The organism is Actinomycetes bacterium, from assembly GCA_035489715.1.
In the GTDB taxonomy this organism is placed as follows: Bacteria; Actinomycetota; Actinomycetes; order JACCUZ01; family JACCUZ01; genus DATHAP01.
Window position 1 is genome coordinate 20,975 of the sequence record DATHAP010000201.1, and the last position, 20,069, is coordinate 41,043.

19 protein-coding genes and 1 rRNA gene are annotated in these 20,069 nt (G+C 74.0%); all 20 read left to right on the top strand.

The genetic code is table 11. The annotated features are described in order from the left end of the window. The first annotated feature begins 295 nt into the window (after nucleotides 1-295). Entirely contained in the window at nucleotides 296-1,024 is a 729-nt protein-coding gene (gene infC, locus VK640_16185; protein ID HTE74716.1) for a translation initiation factor IF-3, read from the top strand. An 85-nt stretch (nucleotides 1,025-1,109) separates the two neighbouring features. Next, nucleotides 1,110-1,304, top strand: coding sequence for a 50S ribosomal protein L35 (gene rpmI, locus VK640_16190; GenBank protein ID HTE74717.1), 195 nt, complete (start codon nucleotides 1,110-1,112; stop codon nucleotides 1,302-1,304). A 31-nt stretch (nucleotides 1,305-1,335) separates the two neighbouring features. Then, complete coding sequence (gene rplT, locus VK640_16195; GenBank protein HTE74718.1) at nucleotides 1,336-1,740, top strand: 50S ribosomal protein L20; 405 nt, start codon at nucleotides 1,336-1,338, stop codon at nucleotides 1,738-1,740. A gap of 38 nt (nucleotides 1,741-1,778) precedes the next feature. After that, nucleotides 1,779-2,621 (top strand): RNA methyltransferase, encoded by an 843-nt coding sequence (locus tag VK640_16200; protein HTE74719.1) that lies wholly within the window; start codon nucleotides 1,779-1,781, stop codon nucleotides 2,619-2,621. Between the two features lie 112 nt (nucleotides 2,622-2,733). Further along, entirely contained in the window at nucleotides 2,734-3,777 is a 1,044-nt protein-coding gene (locus VK640_16205; GenBank protein ID HTE74720.1) for an ATP-binding protein, read from the top strand. 75 nt (nucleotides 3,778-3,852) lie between these two features. Then, complete coding sequence (pheS, locus tag VK640_16210) at nucleotides 3,853-4,959, top strand: phenylalanine--tRNA ligase subunit alpha (protein HTE74721.1); 1,107 nt, start codon at nucleotides 3,853-3,855, stop codon at nucleotides 4,957-4,959. Beyond that, a complete protein-coding gene (gene pheT / locus VK640_16215; GenBank protein HTE74722.1) occupies nucleotides 4,959-7,427 on the top strand; it encodes a phenylalanine--tRNA ligase subunit beta in 2,469 nt (822 codons plus the stop codon). Before pheS ends, pheT begins: the two co-directional genes overlap by 1 nt. Next, nucleotides 7,420-8,247 carry an SDR family oxidoreductase gene (locus tag VK640_16220; protein ID HTE74723.1) on the top strand — a complete coding sequence of 276 codons (828 nt, stop codon included), beginning with the start codon at nucleotides 7,420-7,422 and terminating at the stop codon, nucleotides 8,245-8,247. The genes pheT and VK640_16220 overlap by 8 nt, the downstream gene beginning before the upstream one ends. Further along, nucleotides 8,244-8,669, top strand: a complete 426-nt coding sequence (locus tag VK640_16225; GenBank protein ID HTE74724.1) for a GNAT family N-acetyltransferase — start codon at nucleotides 8,244-8,246, stop codon at nucleotides 8,667-8,669. The genes VK640_16220 and VK640_16225 overlap by 4 nt, the downstream gene beginning before the upstream one ends. A gap of 79 nt (nucleotides 8,670-8,748) precedes the next feature. Then, nucleotides 8,749-9,789, top strand: a complete 1,041-nt coding sequence (gene argC, locus VK640_16230) for an N-acetyl-gamma-glutamyl-phosphate reductase (protein ID HTE74725.1) — start codon at nucleotides 8,749-8,751, stop codon at nucleotides 9,787-9,789. Then, nucleotides 9,786-10,937, top strand: coding sequence for a bifunctional glutamate N-acetyltransferase/amino-acid acetyltransferase ArgJ (gene argJ, locus VK640_16235; protein ID HTE74726.1), 1,152 nt, complete (start codon nucleotides 9,786-9,788; stop codon nucleotides 10,935-10,937). Before argC ends, argJ begins: the two co-directional genes overlap by 4 nt. Then, entirely contained in the window at nucleotides 10,934-11,857 is a 924-nt protein-coding gene (gene argB / locus VK640_16240; GenBank protein HTE74727.1) for an acetylglutamate kinase, read from the top strand. The genes argJ and argB overlap by 4 nt, the downstream gene beginning before the upstream one ends. 11 nt (nucleotides 11,858-11,868) lie before the next feature. Further along, the gene (locus VK640_16245; protein HTE74728.1) at nucleotides 11,869-13,098 is read left to right on the top strand and encodes an acetylornithine transaminase; all 1,230 of its coding nucleotides are present in this window, start codon (nucleotides 11,869-11,871) and stop codon (nucleotides 13,096-13,098) included. Further along, nucleotides 13,098-14,021, top strand: a complete 924-nt coding sequence (gene argF, locus VK640_16250) for an ornithine carbamoyltransferase (protein HTE74729.1) — start codon at nucleotides 13,098-13,100, stop codon at nucleotides 14,019-14,021. The genes VK640_16245 and argF overlap by 1 nt, the downstream gene beginning before the upstream one ends. Nucleotides 14,022-14,031: 10 nt before the next feature. Further along, on the top strand, nucleotides 14,032-14,598 hold the full coding sequence (locus VK640_16255; protein ID HTE74730.1) for an arginine repressor: 567 nt from the start codon (nucleotides 14,032-14,034) through the stop codon (nucleotides 14,596-14,598). Beyond that, nucleotides 14,595-15,827 (top strand): argininosuccinate synthase, encoded by a 1,233-nt coding sequence (locus tag VK640_16260; protein ID HTE74731.1) that lies wholly within the window; start codon nucleotides 14,595-14,597, stop codon nucleotides 15,825-15,827. The genes VK640_16255 and VK640_16260 overlap by 4 nt, the downstream gene beginning before the upstream one ends. 164 nt (nucleotides 15,828-15,991) lie before the next feature. Next, on the top strand, nucleotides 15,992-17,413 hold the full coding sequence (gene argH, locus VK640_16265; protein ID HTE74732.1) for an argininosuccinate lyase: 1,422 nt from the start codon (nucleotides 15,992-15,994) through the stop codon (nucleotides 17,411-17,413). After that, complete coding sequence (locus tag VK640_16270; GenBank protein HTE74733.1) at nucleotides 17,410-18,066, top strand: DNA-3-methyladenine glycosylase; 657 nt, start codon at nucleotides 17,410-17,412, stop codon at nucleotides 18,064-18,066. Before argH ends, VK640_16270 begins: the two co-directional genes overlap by 4 nt. Nucleotides 18,067-18,118: 52 nt before the next feature. Then, complete coding sequence (gene tyrS, locus VK640_16275; GenBank protein ID HTE74734.1) at nucleotides 18,119-19,402, top strand: tyrosine--tRNA ligase; 1,284 nt, start codon at nucleotides 18,119-18,121, stop codon at nucleotides 19,400-19,402. A gap of 564 nt (nucleotides 19,403-19,966) precedes the next feature. Continuing rightward, nucleotides 19,967-20,069: ribosomal RNA gene (locus VK640_16280) — 16S ribosomal RNA — on the top strand; the annotation flags it as partial.

Genomic DNA, 20,069 nt, shown 5'->3' on the forward strand with positions numbered 1-20,069 from the left:
CGGCTGGTACCCTGTCCGGCGACCCACCCGTGCCCGCCCTCACCGGCGAGCCGGGTGCGCAAGCGGAGGTCCTCCTCCCACCCGCACGACCGCCGCACCACCGCACCACAGGTCGTCGGGTCCCGGTCCGGTCGGCCACCCCCGGGTGGCCCGACCCGGCGTCGCCGCCCGCGCCCGACCGCGCGGACTGTCCGGCGCCGGCTGGGTGTTGAGGCTTCCGTGAGCTCCGGTCACGGGAGCCTTTCTCGTGTCCGGGGTCCGTCAGGAAGCACGAGTGGAAGCCTGAGGAGGCCCCATCAGCACTGAGCCCAGGATCAACGACCGCATCCGCGTCAACGAGGTGCGCCTGGTCGGTCCGAACGGTGAGCAGGTCGGCATCGTCGCCATCGGCGACGCGCTCCGGCTGGCGCAGGAGGCAGACCTCGACCTCGTCGAGGTGGCCCCCATGGCCCGCCCGCCGGTCTGCAAGCTCATGGACTACGGCAAGTTCAAGTACGAGTCGGCGCAGAAGGCCCGCGAGGCCCGCAAGAATCAGGTCAACACGGTCATCAAGGAGATGAAGCTCCGGCCGAAGATCGACCCGCACGACTACGCGACCAAGAAGGGTCACGTGGTCCGGTTCCTCAAGCAGGGTGACAAGGTCAAGATAACGATCATGTTCCGTGGTCGCGAGCAGTCCCGCCCCGAGCTGGGGTTCCGGCTGCTGCAGCGCCTCGCCGAGGACGTCCAGGAGCTCGGGTTCGTCGAGTCCGCGCCGAAGCAGGACGGCCGCAACATGATCATGGTGCTGGGTCCGACGAAGAAGAAGGCCGACGCCCGCGCCGAGAAGGCCGCCGACCGAGCCCGCCGCGCCGAGACCGCGCCGGAGGGCGAGACCGAGCCCGAGGTGACGCAGGCGACGCAGGCGACGGAGTCGGAGGCGACCGCGCCGGCCGCCGAGCCGGCTCCCGCGCCGGACGCCGAGGTCCCGGCACCGACCGAGGCGCCGACCGCGGCCGCGTCGTCGGAGCAGCCGGTCGCCTGACCGGTCGCACGCTCAGCCCCCCGAGCAAGCCCAGCAGCACCAGCACCACCCACGACACGCACCGATTGAGGAGAACCCGGCCGTCATGCCGAAGAACAAGACGCACAGCGGGACCAAGAAGCGCTTCCGCCTGACCGGCTCCGGCAAGGTCATGCGCCAGCAGGCCAACCGCCGGCACCTCTTGGAGAACAAGCCCTCCAAGCGCACCCGCGCCCTGGCCCTCGACGTCGAGACCTCCAGCTCCGACGTCAAGAAGGTCAAGCGCCTTCTCGGCAAGTAGCCGACGACCCCCACGACCAAGGAGAGTTTCAGTGGCACGCGTCAAGCGGGCGGTCAACGCCCACAAGAAGCGCCGGGTCGTCCTCGAGCGGGCGAGCGGCTACCGCGGGCAGCGGTCCCGCCTCTATCGCAAGGCGAAAGAGCAGGTCACCCACTCGCTCGTCTACTCGTACCGTGACCGCAAGAAGCGCAAGGGCGACTTCCGGCAGCTGTGGATCCAGCGGATCAACGCCGCGTCCCGGGCGAACGGCATGACCTACAACCGGTTCATCCAGGGCCTCAAGGCCGCCGGTGTCGAGGTGGACCGCAAGGTCCTCGCCGACATGGCGGTCAACGACGCCGCGGCGTTCACCGCGCTGGTCGACCTGGCCAAGGGCGCCCTGCCGGACGACGTCAACGCCGCCAGGTCGCCGAAGAAGGACGAGACCGCCGCCTGACGGCCCGTCAGCACCTGGCGACGTCCCGCACGAACTCGATGCCGCCTGTGCCCCTCGGACCCGAGCTCACCAGCATCCGGTCCGGGCGGGTGCAGGCGGCTCGTCGTCTCGCCAAGCGCGCCTTACGGGCCCGCGAGGGCCGGTTCCTCGCCGAGGGACCGCAAGCCGTGCGCGAGGCGGTGGCCGAGCCGGGCACCGTCACCGAGCTGTTCGTCACCCGGGAGGCGGCCGAGCGCCATCCCGATCTGTTGGCGCCGGCCGCCGGGCACGAGGTGCCGGTCCACCTGGTGAGCGGCGAGGTGATGTCGGCGATCGCCCAGACGGTGACCCCGCAGGGAGTCGTGGCGGTGTGCCGGACCGTGGACCGCCCTCTGGACGAGGTCCTGGCCGCGGCGCCCCGCCTGGTCGCCGTCCTGGCCCACGCCCGGGACCCGGGCAACGCCGGCACGGTGCTGCGCACCGCCGACGCGGCCGGCGCGGGCGCGGTGCTGATGACCGGCGGCAGCGTCGACCCCTACAACCCGAAGTGCGTGCGGGCCAGCGCCGGCAGCCTCTTCCACCTACCGGTGGCCGTGGGGCGTGACGTGGCGCAGGACCTGCCGGCCCTGCGCGCCGCGGGCCTGCGGGTCGTGGCCGCCGACGGGCACGCGGACCTCGACCTGGACCGGGCCACCGACCAGGGCCTGCTCGCCGGACCGACCGCCTGGGTGTTCGGCAACGAGGCGTGGGGGCTCCCGCCGGAGACCCGCGAGCTGGCCGACGTGGTCGTCAAGGTGCCGATCCACGGTCGGGCCGAGAGCCTCAACCTGGCCACCGCGGCGGCCGTGTGCCTCTATGCATCGGCCCGGGCGCAGAGGTCGACCAACCACCGCGAGTCCTGACAGAACCGTCATCTGGCGAACAGTTCTCGTCCAGGCCGGTCGCTAGGCTCGCCGCGTGCGTACGGGGAGCGGTCCGGCAGGTCTCGGGGGGAGCCGTGGTCCCGGCCGGCCGGTGGCGGACGTCGCTGCCTACGCCGACGACCTGCCCGACGGCCTGCTGGTGGCCGACGCGACCGGCTCCGTCGTCGTGTTCAACTCCGCAGCCGCACGCATCACCGGCGTCGGCGTGGCCACCGCCCTCGGCAAGGACCTGACGGCGGCCCTCCCGCTCGAGGGCCTGGACGGCCGCGACTGGTGGTCGTGCGCCGACCCCTACGGCACCCTGCCGAGCGTCACCGGCCACCCCGAGCGCAACCTGCTGCTGCCCGGCGGTCACGAGGTGCTGGTCACGTCGCGCTACGTCCGCAGCGCGCCCCGCGGACCGGTCCGTCAGGTGCTCGTGTCGATCCGGGACACCCGCCACCGCGCGCGCGAGGAGCTCAGCCGCGCCGAGCTGGTGTCGACCGTCGCCCACGAGCTGCGCTCGCCGCTCACCTCGGTCAAGGGCTTCACCGCCACGCTGCTCGCCAAGTGGGAGCGCTTCAGCGACGACCAGAAGCGGCTGATGCTCGAGACCGTCAACGCCGACGCCGACCGGATCACCCGGCTGATCACCGAGCTGCTCGACATCGCCCGCATCGACTCCGGCCGGCTCACCGTCAGCCGGCAGCTGGTCGACCTGGACCGGGTCGTGCGGCGTCACGTCGACGGGCTGGTCGCCTCGGGTCACCAGCGCGACGGCTTCCAGGTCCAGGTCGACACGGACCTGCCGGAGATCTGGGCCGACGCCGACAAGCTCGACCAGGTGATGGCAAACCTGCTGGAAAATGCCGTGCGGCACGGAGCCGGCCGGGTGACGATCGTCATCGAACCCGTGGACGACGGAGCGGCGGTGACGGTGATGGACGAGGGAGAGGGCATCCCCCTCGAGCTGCACGATCGCGTCTTCACCCGGTTCTGGCGGTCCGGTCGCCGGGGTGGGACCGGGCTTGGTCTCTACATCGTCCGCGGCCTCGTCGAGGCGCACGGCGGGCACATCGAGGTGGGTCGCGCACCCGGCGGCGGTGCGAGGTTCCGATTCGTGCTGCCCGCCGCGACCCCGGACTTCGCCGACTAGTCGCCGGCCCGAGATCCAGGGGAGCGGCGGGCCTTCCGCCTGCCCCCCCGCCCGGCTCCCTAGACTCGAGGCCCCATGTCAGCACCGAACAAGTCCTACGACCCCGTGCAGGTGACCCCTTTGAACGCCGACGAGGTCGAGCGCGCCCGCGACGACGCTCTGGCCGCCGTCGCGGCCGCGAGCGACCTGGACGCCCTGAAGCAGGTCCGCCTGGACCACGCCGGCGACCGCTCCCGTCTTGCGCAGGCCAACCGCGAGATCGGTGCCCTACCGCCGGCCGCCAAGGCCGACGCCGGCAAGCGGGTCGGCCTGGCCCGCCGCGCGGTCACCGAGGCCCTCGGCGCCCGGCAGGCCGTGCTCGAGAAGGAGCGCGACGAGCGAGTCCTGGTCGAGGAGGCGGTCGACGTGACCCTCCCCTGGGACCGCGCCCCCCGCGGTGCGCGGCACCCGCTGACCACGGTGACCGAGCGGGTCGCCGAGCTGTTCGTGGCCATGGGCTACGAGTGGTCCGAAGGCCCCGAGCTCGAGGCGGAGTGGTTCAACTTCGACGCGCTCAACATCCCGCCCGACCACCCGGCGCGCTCCATCCAGGACACCTTCTGGGTCGACTCGCCCGAGTCAGGGGTGGTGCTGCGCACCCAGACGTCGCCGGTGCAGATCCGCACGATGCTGCGCCGCGAGCCGCCGATCTACGCCGTGTCCCCGGGGCGGGTCTACCGGACCGACGAGCTCGACGCCACGCACACCCCGGTGTTCAGCCAGGTGGAGGGCCTGGTGGTCGACGAGGGCATCACGATGGCCCACCTGCGGGGGACGCTGGAGCACTTCGCCCGGTCGCTGCTGGGCGACGTCACGACCCGGCTCCGGCCGTCGTACTTCCCCTTCACCGAGCCCAGCGCCGAGATGGACCTGCGCTGCTGGGTCTGCGACGGGAAGTCCGTCGGCAACCCCGACCGGCCCTGCCGCACCTGCTCCTCCGAGGGTTGGATCGAGCTGGGCGGCTGCGGAATGGTCAACCCGCGCGTCCTGCGCGCCTGCGGTGTCGACCCGGACCGGTGGACGGGCTTCGCGTTCGGCATCGGGCTGGAACGCTCGCTGATGTCCCGCCACGGCGCCGAGGACATGCGGGACATGGTCGAGGGGGACGTGCGCTTCACGCTCCCGTTCGGGACGGAGATCTGATGCGCGCCCCGCTGTCCTGGCTGCGCGAGCACGCCGACCTGCCCTCCGGGATCACCGGCCGGGAGCTGGCCGAGCGACTGGTCGCGGCTGGTCTCGAGGTCGAGACCGTCGAGCAGCCCGGCCACGACATCACCGGCCCGCTCGTCGTCGGGCGCGTCGTCGCGCTCGAGGAGGAGACCGCCTCCAACGGCAAGACCGTGCGCTGGTGCCAGGTCGACGTGGGCGAGGGCCGGCCGCGCGGCATCGTGTGCGGCGCGCGCAACTTCGCCGTCGACGACCGGGTCGTGGTGGCGCTGCCGGGCAGCACGCTGCCGGGTGGCTTCGCGATCACGGCCAGGACGACGTACGGCCACGTCAGTGACGGGATGATCTGCTCGTCCCGCGAGCTCGGCGTGGGCGACGACCACACCGGCATCCTGGTGCTCGACGGCGAGCCCGAGGTGGGAGCAGCGGCCGTCGAGCTGCTCGGGCTGCGCGACGAGGTCCTGGACATCGCCGTCACGCCGGATCGTGCCTACTGCCTCTCGATCCGGGGCCTGGCCCGCGAGGCCGCCACGGCGTACGGCGTCAGCTTCACCGATCCGGCGGCAGGGGAGACGCTGCCGGTCGACGGCAGCGGCCATCCGGGCGAGGTCGACCCGGAATCGTCGGTCGACCGGCTGGTGCTCCGCACGGTGACCGGCCTCGACCCAGTGGCGCGGTCGCCCCTGTGGATGCAGCGCCGGCTGGTGCTGTGCGGCATGCGGCCGGTGTCGCTGGCCGTCGACGTCACCAACTACGTGATGCTCGAGACCGGCCAGCCGCTGCACGCCTTCGACCGTGGGCGGCTGGACGGGCCGATCGTGATCCGGCGGGCCCGGCCCGGAGAGCGGCTGGAGACCCTCGACCACGTCGCGCGCACGCTGGACCGCGAGGACGTCGTCATCACCAACGGGGCCGGGCCGGTCGCCCTCGCCGGCGTCATGGGCGGTCTGACGACCGAGGTCGACGACGACTCCACCGACCTGGTGCTCGAGGCCGCGCACTTCGACGCCGTGGCCGTTGCCCGGACGTCCCGCCGGCACAAGCTGTCCAGCGAGGCGGCCAAGCGGTTCGAGCGCGGCGTCGACCCGGAGCTCGGGCCGGCCGCATCCGCCCGCGCCGTCGCGCTGCTCGCGGAGCTCGGCGGGGCACGCCACGGCGGGTCGATCGAGGTGCACCGGCCCCTGCCGGTGCGGACCATCCCGCTCGACCCCACCCGGCCGGCGCGGACGGCCGGCCTGCCGATCGAGCCGGACGAGGTCGCCCGCCGGCTGGAGCAGGTCGGCGCCTCGGTCGACCGCGGCGGAGCGACCTGGACCGTGACCCCGCCGACCTGGCGACCCGACCTCACCGACCCGGCCGACCTCGACGAGGAGGTCATCCGGCTGGTCGGCTACGACTCGGTCCCCGCCCTGCTGCCCGCCGCGCCGGCCGGCCCGGGGTTCTCCGACGCCCAACGGCTGCGCCGGCGCATCGGGCAGGCCCTGGCGCACGCCGGGCTGGTGGAGTCGCCGTCCTACCCGTTCGTCGGTCTGCCGGCGCTGGACGCGCTCGGCCTCGACCCGGACGACGACCGGCGCAACGCCGTGCGGCTGGCCAACCCCCTCTCGGACGAGGAGCCGCTGCTGCGCACCACGCTGCTCCCCGGCCTGCTCGCGACGCTGCGCCGCAACGTCGGTCGCGGCAACCAGGACGTCGCCCTCTTCGAGGTCGCCCCGGTCTTCCGGCCCGGTCCCACGCCGCTCCCGCGACCGCCGCGGCCGAGCGTCGAGCACCGGCCGGGTGACGACGAGGTGGCGGCGCTGGACGCCGCCCTTCCCGCGCAGCCCTGGCGGGTCGGCGCGGTCCTGTCCGGCGACCGAGACCGGCGGGGCTGGTGGGGCGCCGGCCGGCCGGCGAGCTGGGCCGACGCGGTCGAGCTGGCCAGGCTGGTCGCCGACCAGGCGCGGGTGGTGCTCACCGTGTCGGCCGACCGGCACGCCCCGTGGCACCCCGGGCGGTGCGCGGCGCTGCACGTCGCCGGACGGCTGGTCGGGCATGCCGGCGAGCTGCACCCCAGGGTGGTGGCGGCCGTCGGCGTGCCCGAGCGCACCTGCGCGGTGGAGCTCGACCTCGAGCTGCTGGGCGCGGCCCACGGTCCGGTGCCCGCCCCGCGCATCTCCACCTTCCCGGTCGCCACCCAGGACGTCGCGCTCGTCGTGGACGCGTCCGTGCCCGCCGCCGACGTCGAGCGGGCGCTGCGCGACGGGGCGGGCGACCTCCTCGAGTCGCTGCGGCTGTTCGACGTCTACCGCGGCAGCCAGGTCGGCGAGGGCAAGGTGTCGCTGGCGTTCGCGCTGCGCTTCCGGGCCACCGACCGGACGCTGACCGCCGAGGAGGCCACCGCGGCCCGGGAGGCGGCCGCGGCCGAGGCGGCCCGGCGCACCGGCGCGGTCCAGCGTGCCTGACGCCGCCCCTCTCGCCGGGCAGGTGGCGCTGGTGTCCGGCGCCGGGCGCGGCATCGGCCGCGAGCTCGCGCTGGGGCTGGCCGCGGCAGGCGCCCGGGTCGGTCTGGTCGGGCGGACCCGCGCCCCGCTGGACGCGGTGCTGCGCGAGTGCGCCACGCTCGGCACCCGAGCGGTCGCCGTGCCGGCCGACGTCGCCGACCGTGACCGGGCGCGGGCGGCGGTCGACACGGTGGTGCGCGACCTCGGCCCGGTCGACCTGCTCGTCACCAACGCCGGCCTCCGCGAGCGGGCGGCAGCGACGCCCTGGGAGGCCGACCCGGACGACTGGTGGCGGGTGGTCGAGACCAACCTGCGCGGCACCTTCCTGCTGGACCGGCTGGTGCTGCCGGCCATGGTCGGGCGCGGGGCAGGGCGCGTGCTGCACGTCGGCAGCGGCATGGGGCAGCGGCCGCACCCCGACTGGTCGGCCTACGCGGTGTCCAAGGCTGCCGTCTCCCGGCTCACCGACAGCCTGGCCGCCGCCCTCGACGGCACCGGTGTCACGGTGCTCGAGGTGAGCCCCGGGCTGGTCCGAACCGACATGACCGAGACGATGTGGGGCCCGGCCGACGAGCAGGCATGGAACCCCGCACAGCGGGTCGTCGACCTGGCCGTGCGCTACGCGGCCGGAGACCTGGACGCGCTCCACGGCCGGTTCGTCCACGCGGCGCGCGACGACGTCGACCGGCTGCTGCGGACCGCGGCCGACCTGCGCGCCGCGGACGCCCGCACCCTGCGGCTGCGCACGTTCGGGCCGGACGACCCGCTGGCGGACCGGTGAGCCGCTACCGGCTCACGGTCGGCGACCGGGACGTGGCCGGCGTCGAGACCGGGCTGCGCGCGGCGCTCTACCGCTTCAACGTCGAGACGACCGGCCTCGACGACGGGGACCTGCTCGTCGTCGAGCTGCTCGACGACGCGGGGGATCGGGTGGCCGGCCTCTTCGGCTGGACCTGGGGCGGCACGTGCTTCGTGGACCTGCTGCACGTCGAGGCCGGGCACCGCGGGCGGGGGCTCGGCTCCCGGCTGCTCGCGACCGCCGAGGAGGATGCCCGCCGCCGGGGCTGCCGGCAGGTGGTGCTGGCCACGCACACCTTCCAGGCGCCCGAGTTCTACGCCGGGCGCGGATACCGCGAGGTAGGTCGGGTCGAGGGCTACCCGGCCGGCCACGCCCAGGTCCACCTGGTCAAGCAGCTGGACTGACCGGCGGGCCGTCTCAGGATCCGGCGCCGGAAGGGATGACGGTTTGCATGGCCATGCGTTCGACCGCATACTCATGCGCATGGGTCGGTCAGCCGCTGTCGTGGGCGCGAGCGGGTACGCCGGGGGCGAGCTGCTCCGGCTGCTGCTGGCGCACCCCGCCCTGGACGTGGGGCTGGTGCTGGCCGGGACGGCTGCGGGCCGGCCGGTCACCGAGCTGCACCCGCAGCTGCCCCAGCTAGCCGGCCTGACGTTCGGGGCCACCGACGATGCGGCCGTCGCGACGCTGGCTGGCGCCGACGTGGTCTTCCTGGCCCTGCCGCACGGCGAGTCCGCCGGGCTCGTCGACCGGCTCCCTGCCGACCTGCCGGTCGTCGACCTCGGGGCGGACTTCCGGCTGGAGCAGGCGGCGGCCTGGGAGCACTACTACGGCGGTGCGCACGCGGGGAGCTGGGTCTACGGCCTGCCCGAGCTTTCGGGAGCGCGCGCCGCCGTCGCCGCGAGCCACCGGGTCGCCAACCCGGGGTGCTACCCGACCGCGGTGACGGTCGGCCTGGCCCCGCTGCTCGCGGCGGGGCTGGTCGAGCCGACCGACGTCGTCGTGGTCGCGTCGTCGGGCACCTCCGGCGCCGGCCGCAAGAACACGGCCGCGCTGATGGCCAGCGAGGTCATGGGTGCCCTGTCGACGTACAAGGCCGGCGGCGTGCACCAGCACACGCCGGAGATGGAGCAGGCCCTGACCGTCGTGGGCGGCTCGCCGGTCACCGTCTCCTTCACGCCTGTCCTGGCCCCCATGCCCCGCGGCATCCTGGCGACCAGCACGGCCCGCCTCGTCGCCGGCGCCGGCACCGCGGCGCTGCGGGCGGCGCTCCTGGAGGCGTACGCCGACGAGCCGTTCGTCCACGTCCTGCCGGAGGGCACCTGGCCGACCACCGCCGCGACCACCGGAAGCAACAGCGTGCACCTGCAGGTCGCCGCCGACGCCCACGCCGGCAGAGCGGTCGTCGTCGCGGCGCTGGACAACCTGGTCAAGGGGGCCGCCGGCCAGGCGGTGCAGAACGCCAACCTGGTCCTCGGGCTCGACGAGTCCGCGGGGCTCCCGATCTCCGGGGTCGCTCCGTGAGCGTCACCGCGGCGCAGGGGTTCCGGGCCGCCGGCGTGGCCGCCGGGCTCAAGACGACCGGGCTGCTCGACGTCGCGCTGGTCGTCAACGACGGGCCGCGCCGCACCGGCGCCGGCGTCTTCACGGCCAACCGGGTCAAGGCCGCACCGGTGGTCTGGACCCAGCAGGTGGTGGCGGACGGCCGGGTCGACGCCGTCGTCCTCAACTCCGGCGGCGCCAACGCCTGCACCGGGCCGGGCGGCTTCCAGGACACCCACTCCACGGCCGAGTGGACCGCCGACCTGCTCGGCGTCTCGGCGGGCGACGTCGCCGTGTGCTCGACCGGGCTGATCGGGGAGCGGCTGCCGGTCGACGCCCTGATGCACGGGCTGGACGAGGCGGTGCCGCTGCTCGCCGCGGCCGGCGCCGACGACGCCGCCCGCGCGATCATGACGACCGACAGCCGGCCCAAGCAGTCGATCGCGGTGAGCGACGGCTTTGTGGTAGGCGGCATGGCCAAGGGCGCCGGCATGCTCGCGCCGGGCCTGGCGACCATGCTCGCGGTGCTCACCACCGACGCCGACGTGCCGGCCGAGCTCCTCGACCGGGTGCTGCACGCGGCGACGGCGCGCACGTTCGACCGGGTGGACTCCGACGGCTGCATGTCGACCAACGACACGGTGCTGCTGCTGGCCAGCGGCGCGAGCGGGGTCGCACCCGCCGAGACCGAGCTCGTAGCCGCGGTCGAGCAGGTCTGCGCCGACCTGGCCCGCCAGCTCGTCGACGACGCCGAGGGCGCGTCCAAGACGGTGGCGGTCACGGTGAGCCGGGCGGCCAGCGAGGACGACGCGCTCGTCGTGGCCCGGGCGGTCGCGCGCAGCAACCTGCTCAAGTGCGCGCTGCACGGCGAGGACCCCAACTGGGGCCGGGTGCTCGCGGCGGTCGGGACGACGGACGCGGCCTTCGAGCCGGACCGGCTGGCCGTCGCGCTCAACGACGTCTGGGTCTGCCGCGCGGGGACGGCTGCAGGGGACCGGGGCAAGGCCGACCTGTCCGGGCGCGAGGTGTCCGTCGTCGTCGACCTGGCAGCGGGCCAGGCCGAGGTGACGGTCTGGACCAACGACCTCACCGCGGCGTACGTCCACGAGAACTCGGCGTACTCCACGTGACCGCCCTGACCACGGCGAAGGCTCGCCACGCCGCTGCCCTGGAGAAGGCGAACGCGCTCGTCGAGGCGCTGCCGTGGCTGGAGCGCTTCCACGGCCGGACGGTCGTCATCAAGTTCGGCGGCAACGCCATGACCGACGTCGCGCTGCAGCGTGCCTTCGCCGAGGACGTCGTCTTCCTGCGGTACGCAGGCCTGCGCCCGGTCGTCGTCCACGGCGGCGGGCCGCAGATCACCGCGGCGCTCGAGCGGCACGGCATCGAGTCGGTGTTCGCGTCCGGCCACCGGGTGACCACGCCCGAGGCGATGGATGTCGTGCGGATGGTGCTCGTCGGACAGGTCCAGCGCGAGATCGTCGGGCTGGTCAACGCGCACGGACCGTTCGCGGTCGGGCTCTCGGGCGAGGACGCCAACCTCTTCACCGCGGAGCCGCACCGGGTCGAGGTCGACGGCGAGGAGGTCGACCTCGGGATGGTCGGCGACGTGGTGCACGTCGAGCCCGGTGTGGTCCTCGGGCTGGTCGCCGACGGCCGCATCCCGGTCGTGTCGAGCGTCGCGCGCGGCGAGGGCGGCGCGGTCTTCAACGTCAACGCCGACACCGCGGCAGCGGCGCTGGCGGTCGCGCTGGGCGCCGTCAAGCTGGTCGTGCTCACCGACGTGGCGGGCCTGTACGGCGACTGGCCGGCCGACGGGAGCGATCCCGACGTCACTGGTGCGGGCGAGGTGGTGAGCAGCATCGCGGCGGACGAGCTGGCCATCCTGCTGCCGACGCTGTCCAGCGGGATGGTGCCCAAGATGGACGCCTGCCTGCGGGCGGTGCGTGGCGGGGTGCCCAAGGCGCACGTCATCGACGGGCGGGTCGCGCACGCGCTGCTGGTCGAGGTCTTCACCGACCAGGGTGTCGGGACGGAGGTGCACCTGTGACGCCGTCCCCACTGGCCACCGCCGTCCCGGCGTGGCCCGACGTGATGCTCCCGACGTACGCCGCGCCGGTGCTCACCCTGGTGCGCGGCGAGGGCGCGACGGTGTGGGACGACCAGGGCCGGTCCTACGTCGACCTGGTCGCCGGGATCGCGGTCAACGCGCTCGGCCACGCGCACCCGGCGGTCGTCGAGGCCGTCTCCCGCCAGGTCGCGACCCTGGGGCACACGAGCAACCTGGTCGCGACCGAGCCGTCGCTGCGGCTGGCCGAGCGGCTGCTCGCCGTCGCAGGCCGGCCCGGCGAGGGGCGGGTCTTCTTCGCCAACAGCGGTGCCGAGGCCAACGAGACGGCCTTCAAGCTGGCCCGCCGGACCGGGCGCGGCTCGGTGGTGAGCGCCGAGGGCGGATTCCACGGCCGGACGATGGGGGCCCTGGCCCTGACCGGCCAGCCGGCCAAGCGGGCCCCCTTCGAGCCGCTGCCCGACGGGGTCAGCTTCGTGCCGTACGGCGACGTGACCGCGCTGACCTCCGCCGTCGGACCGCACACGGCAGCGGTGCTGCTGGAGCCGGTGCAGGGCGAGGCCGGCGTCGTCGTGCCACCCGCCGGCTACCTGCGCGCGGCCCGCGAGGTGACCCGGCGGCACGGCGCGCTGCTGGTGCTCGACGAGGTGCAGACCGGGATCGGGCGCACCGGCGCATGGTTGGCCCACCAGCACGAGCCTGCTGCCGACCCGGACGTCGTCACGCTGGCCAAGGGGCTCGGCGGCGGCCTGCCCATCGGGGCGCTGCTCGCCTTCGGCGCGACCGCGGACCTGATCCAGCCGGGCCAGCACGGCAGCACGTTCGGCGGCAACCCGGTGTCCTGCGCGGCAGCGCTCGCCGTGCTCGACACCATCGAGTCGGACGGCCTGCTGGCCCGGGCGACCGTCCTGGGCCAGCGGCTCCGCGCCGGCGTCGCGGCCACCGGCCACCCGCTCGTGGCCGGGGTGCGGGGAGTCGGCCTGATGCTGGCCGTGCAGCTCGACCGCCCGGTCGCCGCGGCGGCCGAGACGGCGGCGCGCGAGGCCGGCTTCCTGGTCAACGCGGTCGGTCCGTCGACGATCCGCCTGGTGCCGCCCCTCGTTCTGACCGACGAGCAGGCCGACGCGTTCGTCGCCGCGCTGCCGGGGGTCCTCGACTCAGCCGTCACCGCCAGTGCAGCCAGTAGCGTCCCCGCGACCGCACCCACGCGAGAGGACCCCTGATGCCCCGCCACTTCCTGCGCGACGACGACCTCACCTCGAGCGAGCAGGCCGAGGTGCTCGACCTCGCCGACGCCCTGAAGCAGGACCGCACCGGGCGGCAGCCGCTGGCGGGGCCGCGCGCCGTCGCGGTCGTCTTCGACAAGCCCTCGACCCGGACCCGGGTGTCGTTCTCGGTCGGTGTCGCCGAGCTGGGGGGCTACCCGCTCGTCATCGACGCCCAGTCCACCCAGCTCGGCCGCGGCGAGCCGATCGAGGACACGACCCGGGTGCTGGAGCGGCAGTGCGCCGCGATCGTGTGGCGGACGTTCGGCCAGGACCGGATCGAGGCGATGGCCGCGGTCAGCCGGGTGCCCGTGGTCAACGCGCTGACCGACGCCTTCCACCCGTGCCAGGTCCTGGCGGACCTGCAGACCGTCCGGGAGCACAAGGGCGCCCTCGCCGGCCTGACGCTCACCTACCTCGGTGACGGTGCCAACAACATGGCGCACTCCTACCTGCTCGGCGGCGCCCTGGCCGGGATTCACGTGCGGATCGGGTCTCCGGAGGGCTACGACCCCGACCCCGCGATCCTCTCGCGCGCGGCTGAGATCGCCGCCGGGACCGGCGGGTCGGCCGCCCACGTGCGCGACCCGCACGCCGCCGTCGACGGCTCCGACGTGCTGGCCACCGACACCTGGGTGTCCATGGGCCAGGAGGGCGAGAAGGACGACCGGTCGGCGCCGTTCGTGCCCTACGCCCTGGACGAGGGCGCGCTCGGCCGGGCGGCCGACGGCGCGGTGGTGCTGCACTGCCTGCCGGCCTACCGCGGCAAGGAGATCGCCGCCGCGGTCATCGACGGGCCGCAGAGCGCGGTCTGGGACGAGGCGGAGAACCGCCTGCACGCGCAGAAGGCGCTGCTGACCTGGCTCCTGGAGCGCGCATGAGGTGCCCGAGATGACGTCCCAGCTCGCCGCCAGCCGCACCGCCCGGCACCGCAGGATCGTCGAGCTGCTCGAGACCCACCGGGTGCGCTCGCAGACCGAGCTCGCCCGGCTGCTGGCCGACGACGGCCTGGTCGTCACCCAGACCACGCTGTCGCGCGACCTCGACGAGCTCGGCGCGGTCAAGATCCGTGACGGCGAGGGTGACCTGGTCTACGCGGTGCCGGCCGAGGGCGGCGACCAGACACCGCGGCTGGCGCCGCAGAACGGCGAGGGCGGCGCGCGCCTGTCGCGGCTCGCGGCCGAGCTGCTCGTCTCCGCCGATGCCTCGGGCCAGCTGGTCGTCCTGCGCACCCCGCCGGGCGCGGCCCAGTTCCTCGCCTCCGCGGTCGACCGGGCCGCCCTGAGCGACGTGATGGGCACCATCGCCGGCGACGACACGGTCCTGATGATCGCCCGCGACGCCGGCGGCGGGGCGGCCATCGCCGACCGGATGCTCGGCCTCGCCCAGCACGCCCGCACCAGCCACGAGCCGGACCCCGACCAGCAACCCCGCAGTCAGAAGGAGCAAGTCCCGTGACCGAGCGCGTCGTACTCGCCTACTCCGGAGGTCTCGACACCTCCGTGGCCATCGGCTGGATCGCCGAGGAGACCGGGGCCGAGGTGGTGGCGGTCGCCGCCGACGTCGGCCAGGGCGGGGAGGACCTCGAGGCGATCCGGCAGCGCGCCCTGGCGTGCGGCGCCGTCGAGTCGGTCGTCGTCGACATCCGAGAGGAGTTCGCCGACGAGTACTGCCTGCCGGCGCTGCGGGCCAACGCGCTCTACCTGGACCGCTACCCGCTGGTGTCCGCCCTCTCGAGGCCGGTCATCGTCAAGCACCTCGTCGAGGCGGCCCGCTACCACGGCGCGTCCTCGGTGGCCCACGGCTGCACGGGCAAGGGCAACGACCAGGTGCGCTTCGAGGTCGGCGTCGGCGCGCTGGCCCCCGACCTGCGGGTGCTGGCCCCGGTCCGCGACTCCGGCATGACCCGCGACAAGGCGATCGCCTTCGCCGAGGAGAAGGGCCTGCCGATCGACGTGACGAAGAAGTCGCCCTACTCGATCGACCAGAACCTGTGGGGCCGGGCCGTCGAGACCGGCTTCCTCGAGGACATCTGGAACGGCCCGGTCGAAGACGTCTACGACTACACCGCCGACCCGTCGGTCCCGCAAGAGGCCGACGAGGTCGTCATCACCTTCGAGCGGGGGGCGCCGGTCGCGATCGACGGCCGCCACGTCTCGGTTCTCGACGCGGTGCTCGAGCTCAACAAGCGGGCCGGGGCGCAGGGCGTCGGGCGGCTCGACCTGGTCGAGGACCGGCTGGTCGGCATCAAGAGCCGCGAGGTCTACGAGGCGCCCGGGGCGATCGCCCTGATCACCGCCCACCAGGAGCTCGAGAACGTCACCGTCGAGCGCGACCTGGCCCGGTTCAAGAAGCAGGTGGACCAGCGGTGGGGCGAGCTGGTCTACGACGGCCTGTGGTTCTCGCCGCTGCGCCGCGCCCTGGACACATTCGTCGACGAGGCCAACGCCCACGTGTCCGGCGACGTCCGGCTGACGCTGCACGGCGGACGCGCCGTCGTGACCGGCCGGCGCAGCGAGGAGACCCTCTACGAGTACGAGTGGGCGACGTACGACTCCGGCGACGTCTTCGACCAGAGCCTGGCCCGCGGCTTCGTCGAGCTGTGGGGCCTGCCGTCCAAGATGGCCGCCCGCCGGGACCACCGCACCCGGGACCGTCGCGACAAGGGCCAGCACCCGCACGACTGACCGGCACCGCCGCCCACCCGTCGGGAACCCCCGCGACGGTCGACCACGTACACGTGGTCGACTGGTCCTTGGGGTGGCATGCACGCCACTCCAAGCGATCGTGCGCCACTCCGAGCGGGGCACGGCCGGGCACCAGAGCCACACCACCGAGGAGGGCGAGAACCGTGAGCGAGACGGGCGGGTCACCGACCCGACTGTGGGGCGGCCGGTTCGCCGGCGGGCCGAGCGAGGCCCTGGCCCGGCTGTCGATGAGCGTGCACTTCGACTGGCGCCTCGCGCCGTACGATCTCGCGGCCTCCCGGGCGCACGCTCGCGTCCTGCGCGGCGCCGGTCTCCTCACCGACGGCGAGCTCGCCGACCTGCTGGGTGCTCTCGACGCGCTGGACACGGCGGTCCGCGACGGCAGCTTCCGGCCGACGGCCGACGACGAGGACGTGCACACGGCCCTCGAGCGCGGCCTGCTCGAGCGGGTCGGCGCGCTCGGCGGCAAGCTGCGCGCCGGGCGCAGCCGCAACGACCAGGTGGCGACCGACCTGCGGCTGTACCTGCGCGACGCGGCCAGACTCGTGGTGGCCAGGGTCGCCGAGCTGGAGACCGCCCTGGTGGGGCTGGCCGAGCGGCACCGGGGGACCGCGATGCCCGGCATGACCCACCTGCAGCACGCCCAGCCGGTGCTGCTCGCCCACCACCTGCTCGCCCACGTGCACGCCTTCAAGCGCGACGTCGAGCGCTTCCGGGACTGGGACCGCCGCGCCGCGCGCTCGCCGCTCGGCGCCGGGGCGCTCGCCGGGTCGTCCCTGCCGCTCGACCCGGTCGCCGTCGCGCAGGAGCTGGGCTTCGACGGGCCGGCCGACAACTCGATCGACGCGGTCAGCGACCGGGACTTCGTCGCGGAGTTCGCCTTCGTGGCGGCCTTGCTGGGCACCCACCTGTCCCGGCTGGGCGAGGAGATCTGCCTCTGGGCGACCACGGAGTTCGGGTGGGTGACGCTCGACGACGCCTACGCGACCGGGTCGTCGATCATGCCGCAGAAGAAGAACCCGGACGTCGCCGAGCTCGCGCGCGGCAAGTCCGGCCGCCTGGTGGGCAACCTGATGTCGCTGCTGACCATGCTCAAGGGCCTGCCGCTCGCCTACGACCGCGACCTGCAGGAGGACAAGGAGCCGGTCTTCGACTCGGTGGAGCAGCTGCTGCTCGTCCTGCCTGCCGTCGCGGGCATGGTCGCCACCCTCGGCATCCACGAGGAGCGGCTGTCCGCGGCGGCCGCGACGGGACACGCCCTGGCCACCGACGTCGCTGAGTGGCTGGTGCGTGACGGCGTCGCCTTCCGCGACGCCCACGAGATCACCGGCCGCCTGGTGCGCCACTGCGACGAGCACGACCTGGAGCTGTGGGACGTCGACGACGCCGCGCTCGCTGCGCTCGACCTCCGCCTGCGGCCGGAGGTGCGGTCGGTCCTGACCGTCCGGGGGGCGCTCGAGTCGCGGTCGACCCACGGCGGGACCGCGCCGGCGCGGGTCGCCGAGCAGCTGGCCACGCTGGCCGACGCGGCGCACGCGCACGCCGGGTGGGCGTCCGCCGGGTGACCCGGCGCACGCCGCTGCCGTCGGCCTTCTTCGACCGACCGGTGCTCGAGGTGGCGCCGGGCCTCCTCGGCGCCGTGGTGACGCACCGGAGCGCGGCCGGCCCGGTCTCGGTGCGGCTGACCGAGGTCGAGGCGTACGACGGGGAGACCGACCCGGGATCGCACGCCTTCCGGGGGCGCACCCCGCGCAACGCGGTGATGTACGGCCCACCCGGGCGGGTCTATGTCTACTTCACCTACGGCATGCACTGGTGCATGAACCTGGTGTGCGGCCCGGTCGGCACGGCGTCCGCCGTGCTGCTGCGGGCCGGCGAGGTCGTCGAGGGGCACGGGCTGGCCCTCGCACGGCGCACGACGTCCCGCTCGCCACGCGACCTGGCCCGTGGGCCGGCCCGGCTCACCGTCGCGCTAGGCGTCGACGGCGGCCTCGACGGGACCGACGCGACCCGGCCGCGGTCCCCGCTCGTGGTGTCGGCCGGCCCCGGTGTCTCTAGCGCCGGCCCGGTGGCGACCGGACCGCGGGTCGGCGTGGCCGGCGACGGCGCGGGGCACCCGTGGCGGTTCTGGCTCGAGGAGGAGCCGACGGTCTCGCCGTACCGGGCGGCGGTACTGCGTCGCCGACCGGCCGCGCGATCGGGCAGGCTGGGCTCCTGACGTCCGCACCGCACCGGCTCCCTCGGGACCGGGCACGACCGGAAGGCACCACGTGACCACCGCCGCCGAGCTCGTCGACGACCTGCAGTGGCGCGGGCTGATCGCCCAGAGCACCGACCTCGACGCGCTGCGCGACGCCTTTGACGCCGGCCCGGTCACCTTCTACTCCGGCGTCGACCCCACCGCTGCGAGCATCCACGTCGGCAACCTGGTCCAGTGGCTCACCGCCCGGCGGCTGCAGCTGGCCGGTCACCGGCCGCTCGCGCTGGTCGGGGGCGCCACCGGGCTGATCGGCGACCCCAGCGGCAAGAGCGCCGAGCGGACCCTCAACGAGGCCGACGTCGTGGCGGGCTGGGTGACGCGGATCCGCGACCAGGTGTCCCGCTTCATCTCCTTCGACGGACCGGCCGCCGCCGTGATGGTCAACAACCTCGACTGGACGGCTGCCATGTCGGCGATCGACTGGCTGCGCGACGTGGGCAAGCACTTCAGCGTCAACCGGATGCTCGACAAGGAGTCGGTCAGCGCCAGGCTCGCGGCCGGTGGCATCACCTACACCGAGTTCAGCTACCAGGTCATGCAGGCCAACGACTACCTGGTCCTGCACCGGGAGCACGGCTGCACGCTGCAGACCGGCGGCAACGACCAGTGGGGCAACATCACCGCCGGGGTCGACCTGGTCCGGCGGGTCACTGGCCACACTGTCCACGCCCTGACCACCCCTCTGGTGACCAAGGCCGACGGGACGAAGTTCGGCAAGACGGAGTCGGGGACCATCTGGCTGGACCCGGGAATGACCTCGCCGTACGTCTTCTACCAGTTCTGGCTCAACGTCGACGACCGGGACGTGTCCGGCTACCTGCGGGTGTTCTCCTTCCGGACCCGCGAGGAGATCGAGGCGCTGGAGAAGGCGGCTGCCGAGCGGCCGGCCGCGCGCGAGGCGCAGCGCGCCCTCGCCGACGAGCTCACCGTCCTCGTGCACGGCGCAGCTCAGCGGGACGCCGTGGTCGCGGCCAGCCAGGCGCTGTTCGGCCGCGGCGAGCTGGGGTCGCTGGACGAGCCGACCCTTGCGGCCGCCCTGGCCGAGCTGCCGAGGGCCGCGATGCCCCGGGGGGCCGACGGTCGGCTGCCGCTCGTGGTTGACCTGCTGGCCGAGAGTGGCCTCTCGACGTCGAGGTCGGCCGCGCGGCGCGCGGTGGCCGAGGGGGGGGCGTACGTCAACAACCACCGGGTCGGCGACCCCGACGCGCGGCCGGTCGAGACCGACCTGCTGCACGGCCGCTGGCTGGTCCTGCGCCGCGGGAAGCGCAGTCTCGCGGCGGCCGAGCTGGTCTAGGACTCGCCACCGGGGGCTGCAGGGCCTTCGTGGTGCAGCTACAGGGCTTCTGCCGGCCCTGACAGGCCGCTGACCAGCGGATTTGCAATCCCTGCGAGCGGTGCCTAATCTTTCCTCCGTCGCCCGGCATGGGAGTGACGGACACCGGGAGGTGGCCGGTCCCGGGGTGGCCCTCAGAGCGTGACGAACTCCCGGAGCCCCCGGTTCCGGTGGTGCGGCGCGTGCGGGGACGGCGAGAAGCCCGCGAGTTTGACACCCGTGAGCGCCTCGCCTAGGTTTGAACGGTTGCCCCGAGACCGAGCCGAAAGGCTTCGATCGGTGCGCGTCCGCTCCTTGAGAACTCAACAGCGTGCCAAAAGTCAATGCCAAAAACCCCGTCCGGGGTGACAGTGGCCGGTCCATCAGGACCAGGTGCTGGCGTCCCGACGGAAATTCCTTTGGTACATGACAGACAACTAACTATTTGCTAGTTACGTCTGCAGTGCCAGATCGCTCGAGGTCTCGCCAGACCGAGAGCGCTCTTCATAATGTTGGCGACCGCGTCCGCGTGGTCGTCGTCAGACATTTACGGAGAGTTTGATCCTGGCTCAGGACGAACGCTGGCGGCGTGCTTAACACATGCAAGTCGAACGGTGAACCCTCCTTCGGGAGGGGGATCAGTGGCGAA

What these genes read in the sequence shown, in the direction of transcription:
- argC (HTE74725.1), top strand. Translation starts at nt 8,749, where the DNA reads ATGGGTCGGTCAGCCGCTGTCGTGGGCGCGAGCGGGTACGCCGGGGGC.
- VK640_16255 (HTE74730.1), top strand. Translation starts at nt 14,032, where the DNA reads ATGACGTCCCAGCTCGCCGCCAGCCGCACCGCCCGGCACCGCAGGATC.
- VK640_16200 (HTE74719.1), top strand. Translation starts at nt 1,779, where the DNA reads ATGCCGCCTGTGCCCCTCGGACCCGAGCTCACCAGCATCCGGTCCGGG.
- rpmI (HTE74717.1), top strand. Translation starts at nt 1,110, where the DNA reads ATGCCGAAGAACAAGACGCACAGCGGGACCAAGAAGCGCTTCCGCCTG.
- pheT (HTE74722.1), top strand. Translation starts at nt 4,959, where the DNA reads ATGCGCGCCCCGCTGTCCTGGCTGCGCGAGCACGCCGACCTGCCCTCC.
- argF (HTE74729.1), top strand. Translation starts at nt 13,098, where the DNA reads ATGCCCCGCCACTTCCTGCGCGACGACGACCTCACCTCGAGCGAGCAG.
- pheS (HTE74721.1), top strand. Translation starts at nt 3,853, where the DNA reads ATGTCAGCACCGAACAAGTCCTACGACCCCGTGCAGGTGACCCCTTTG.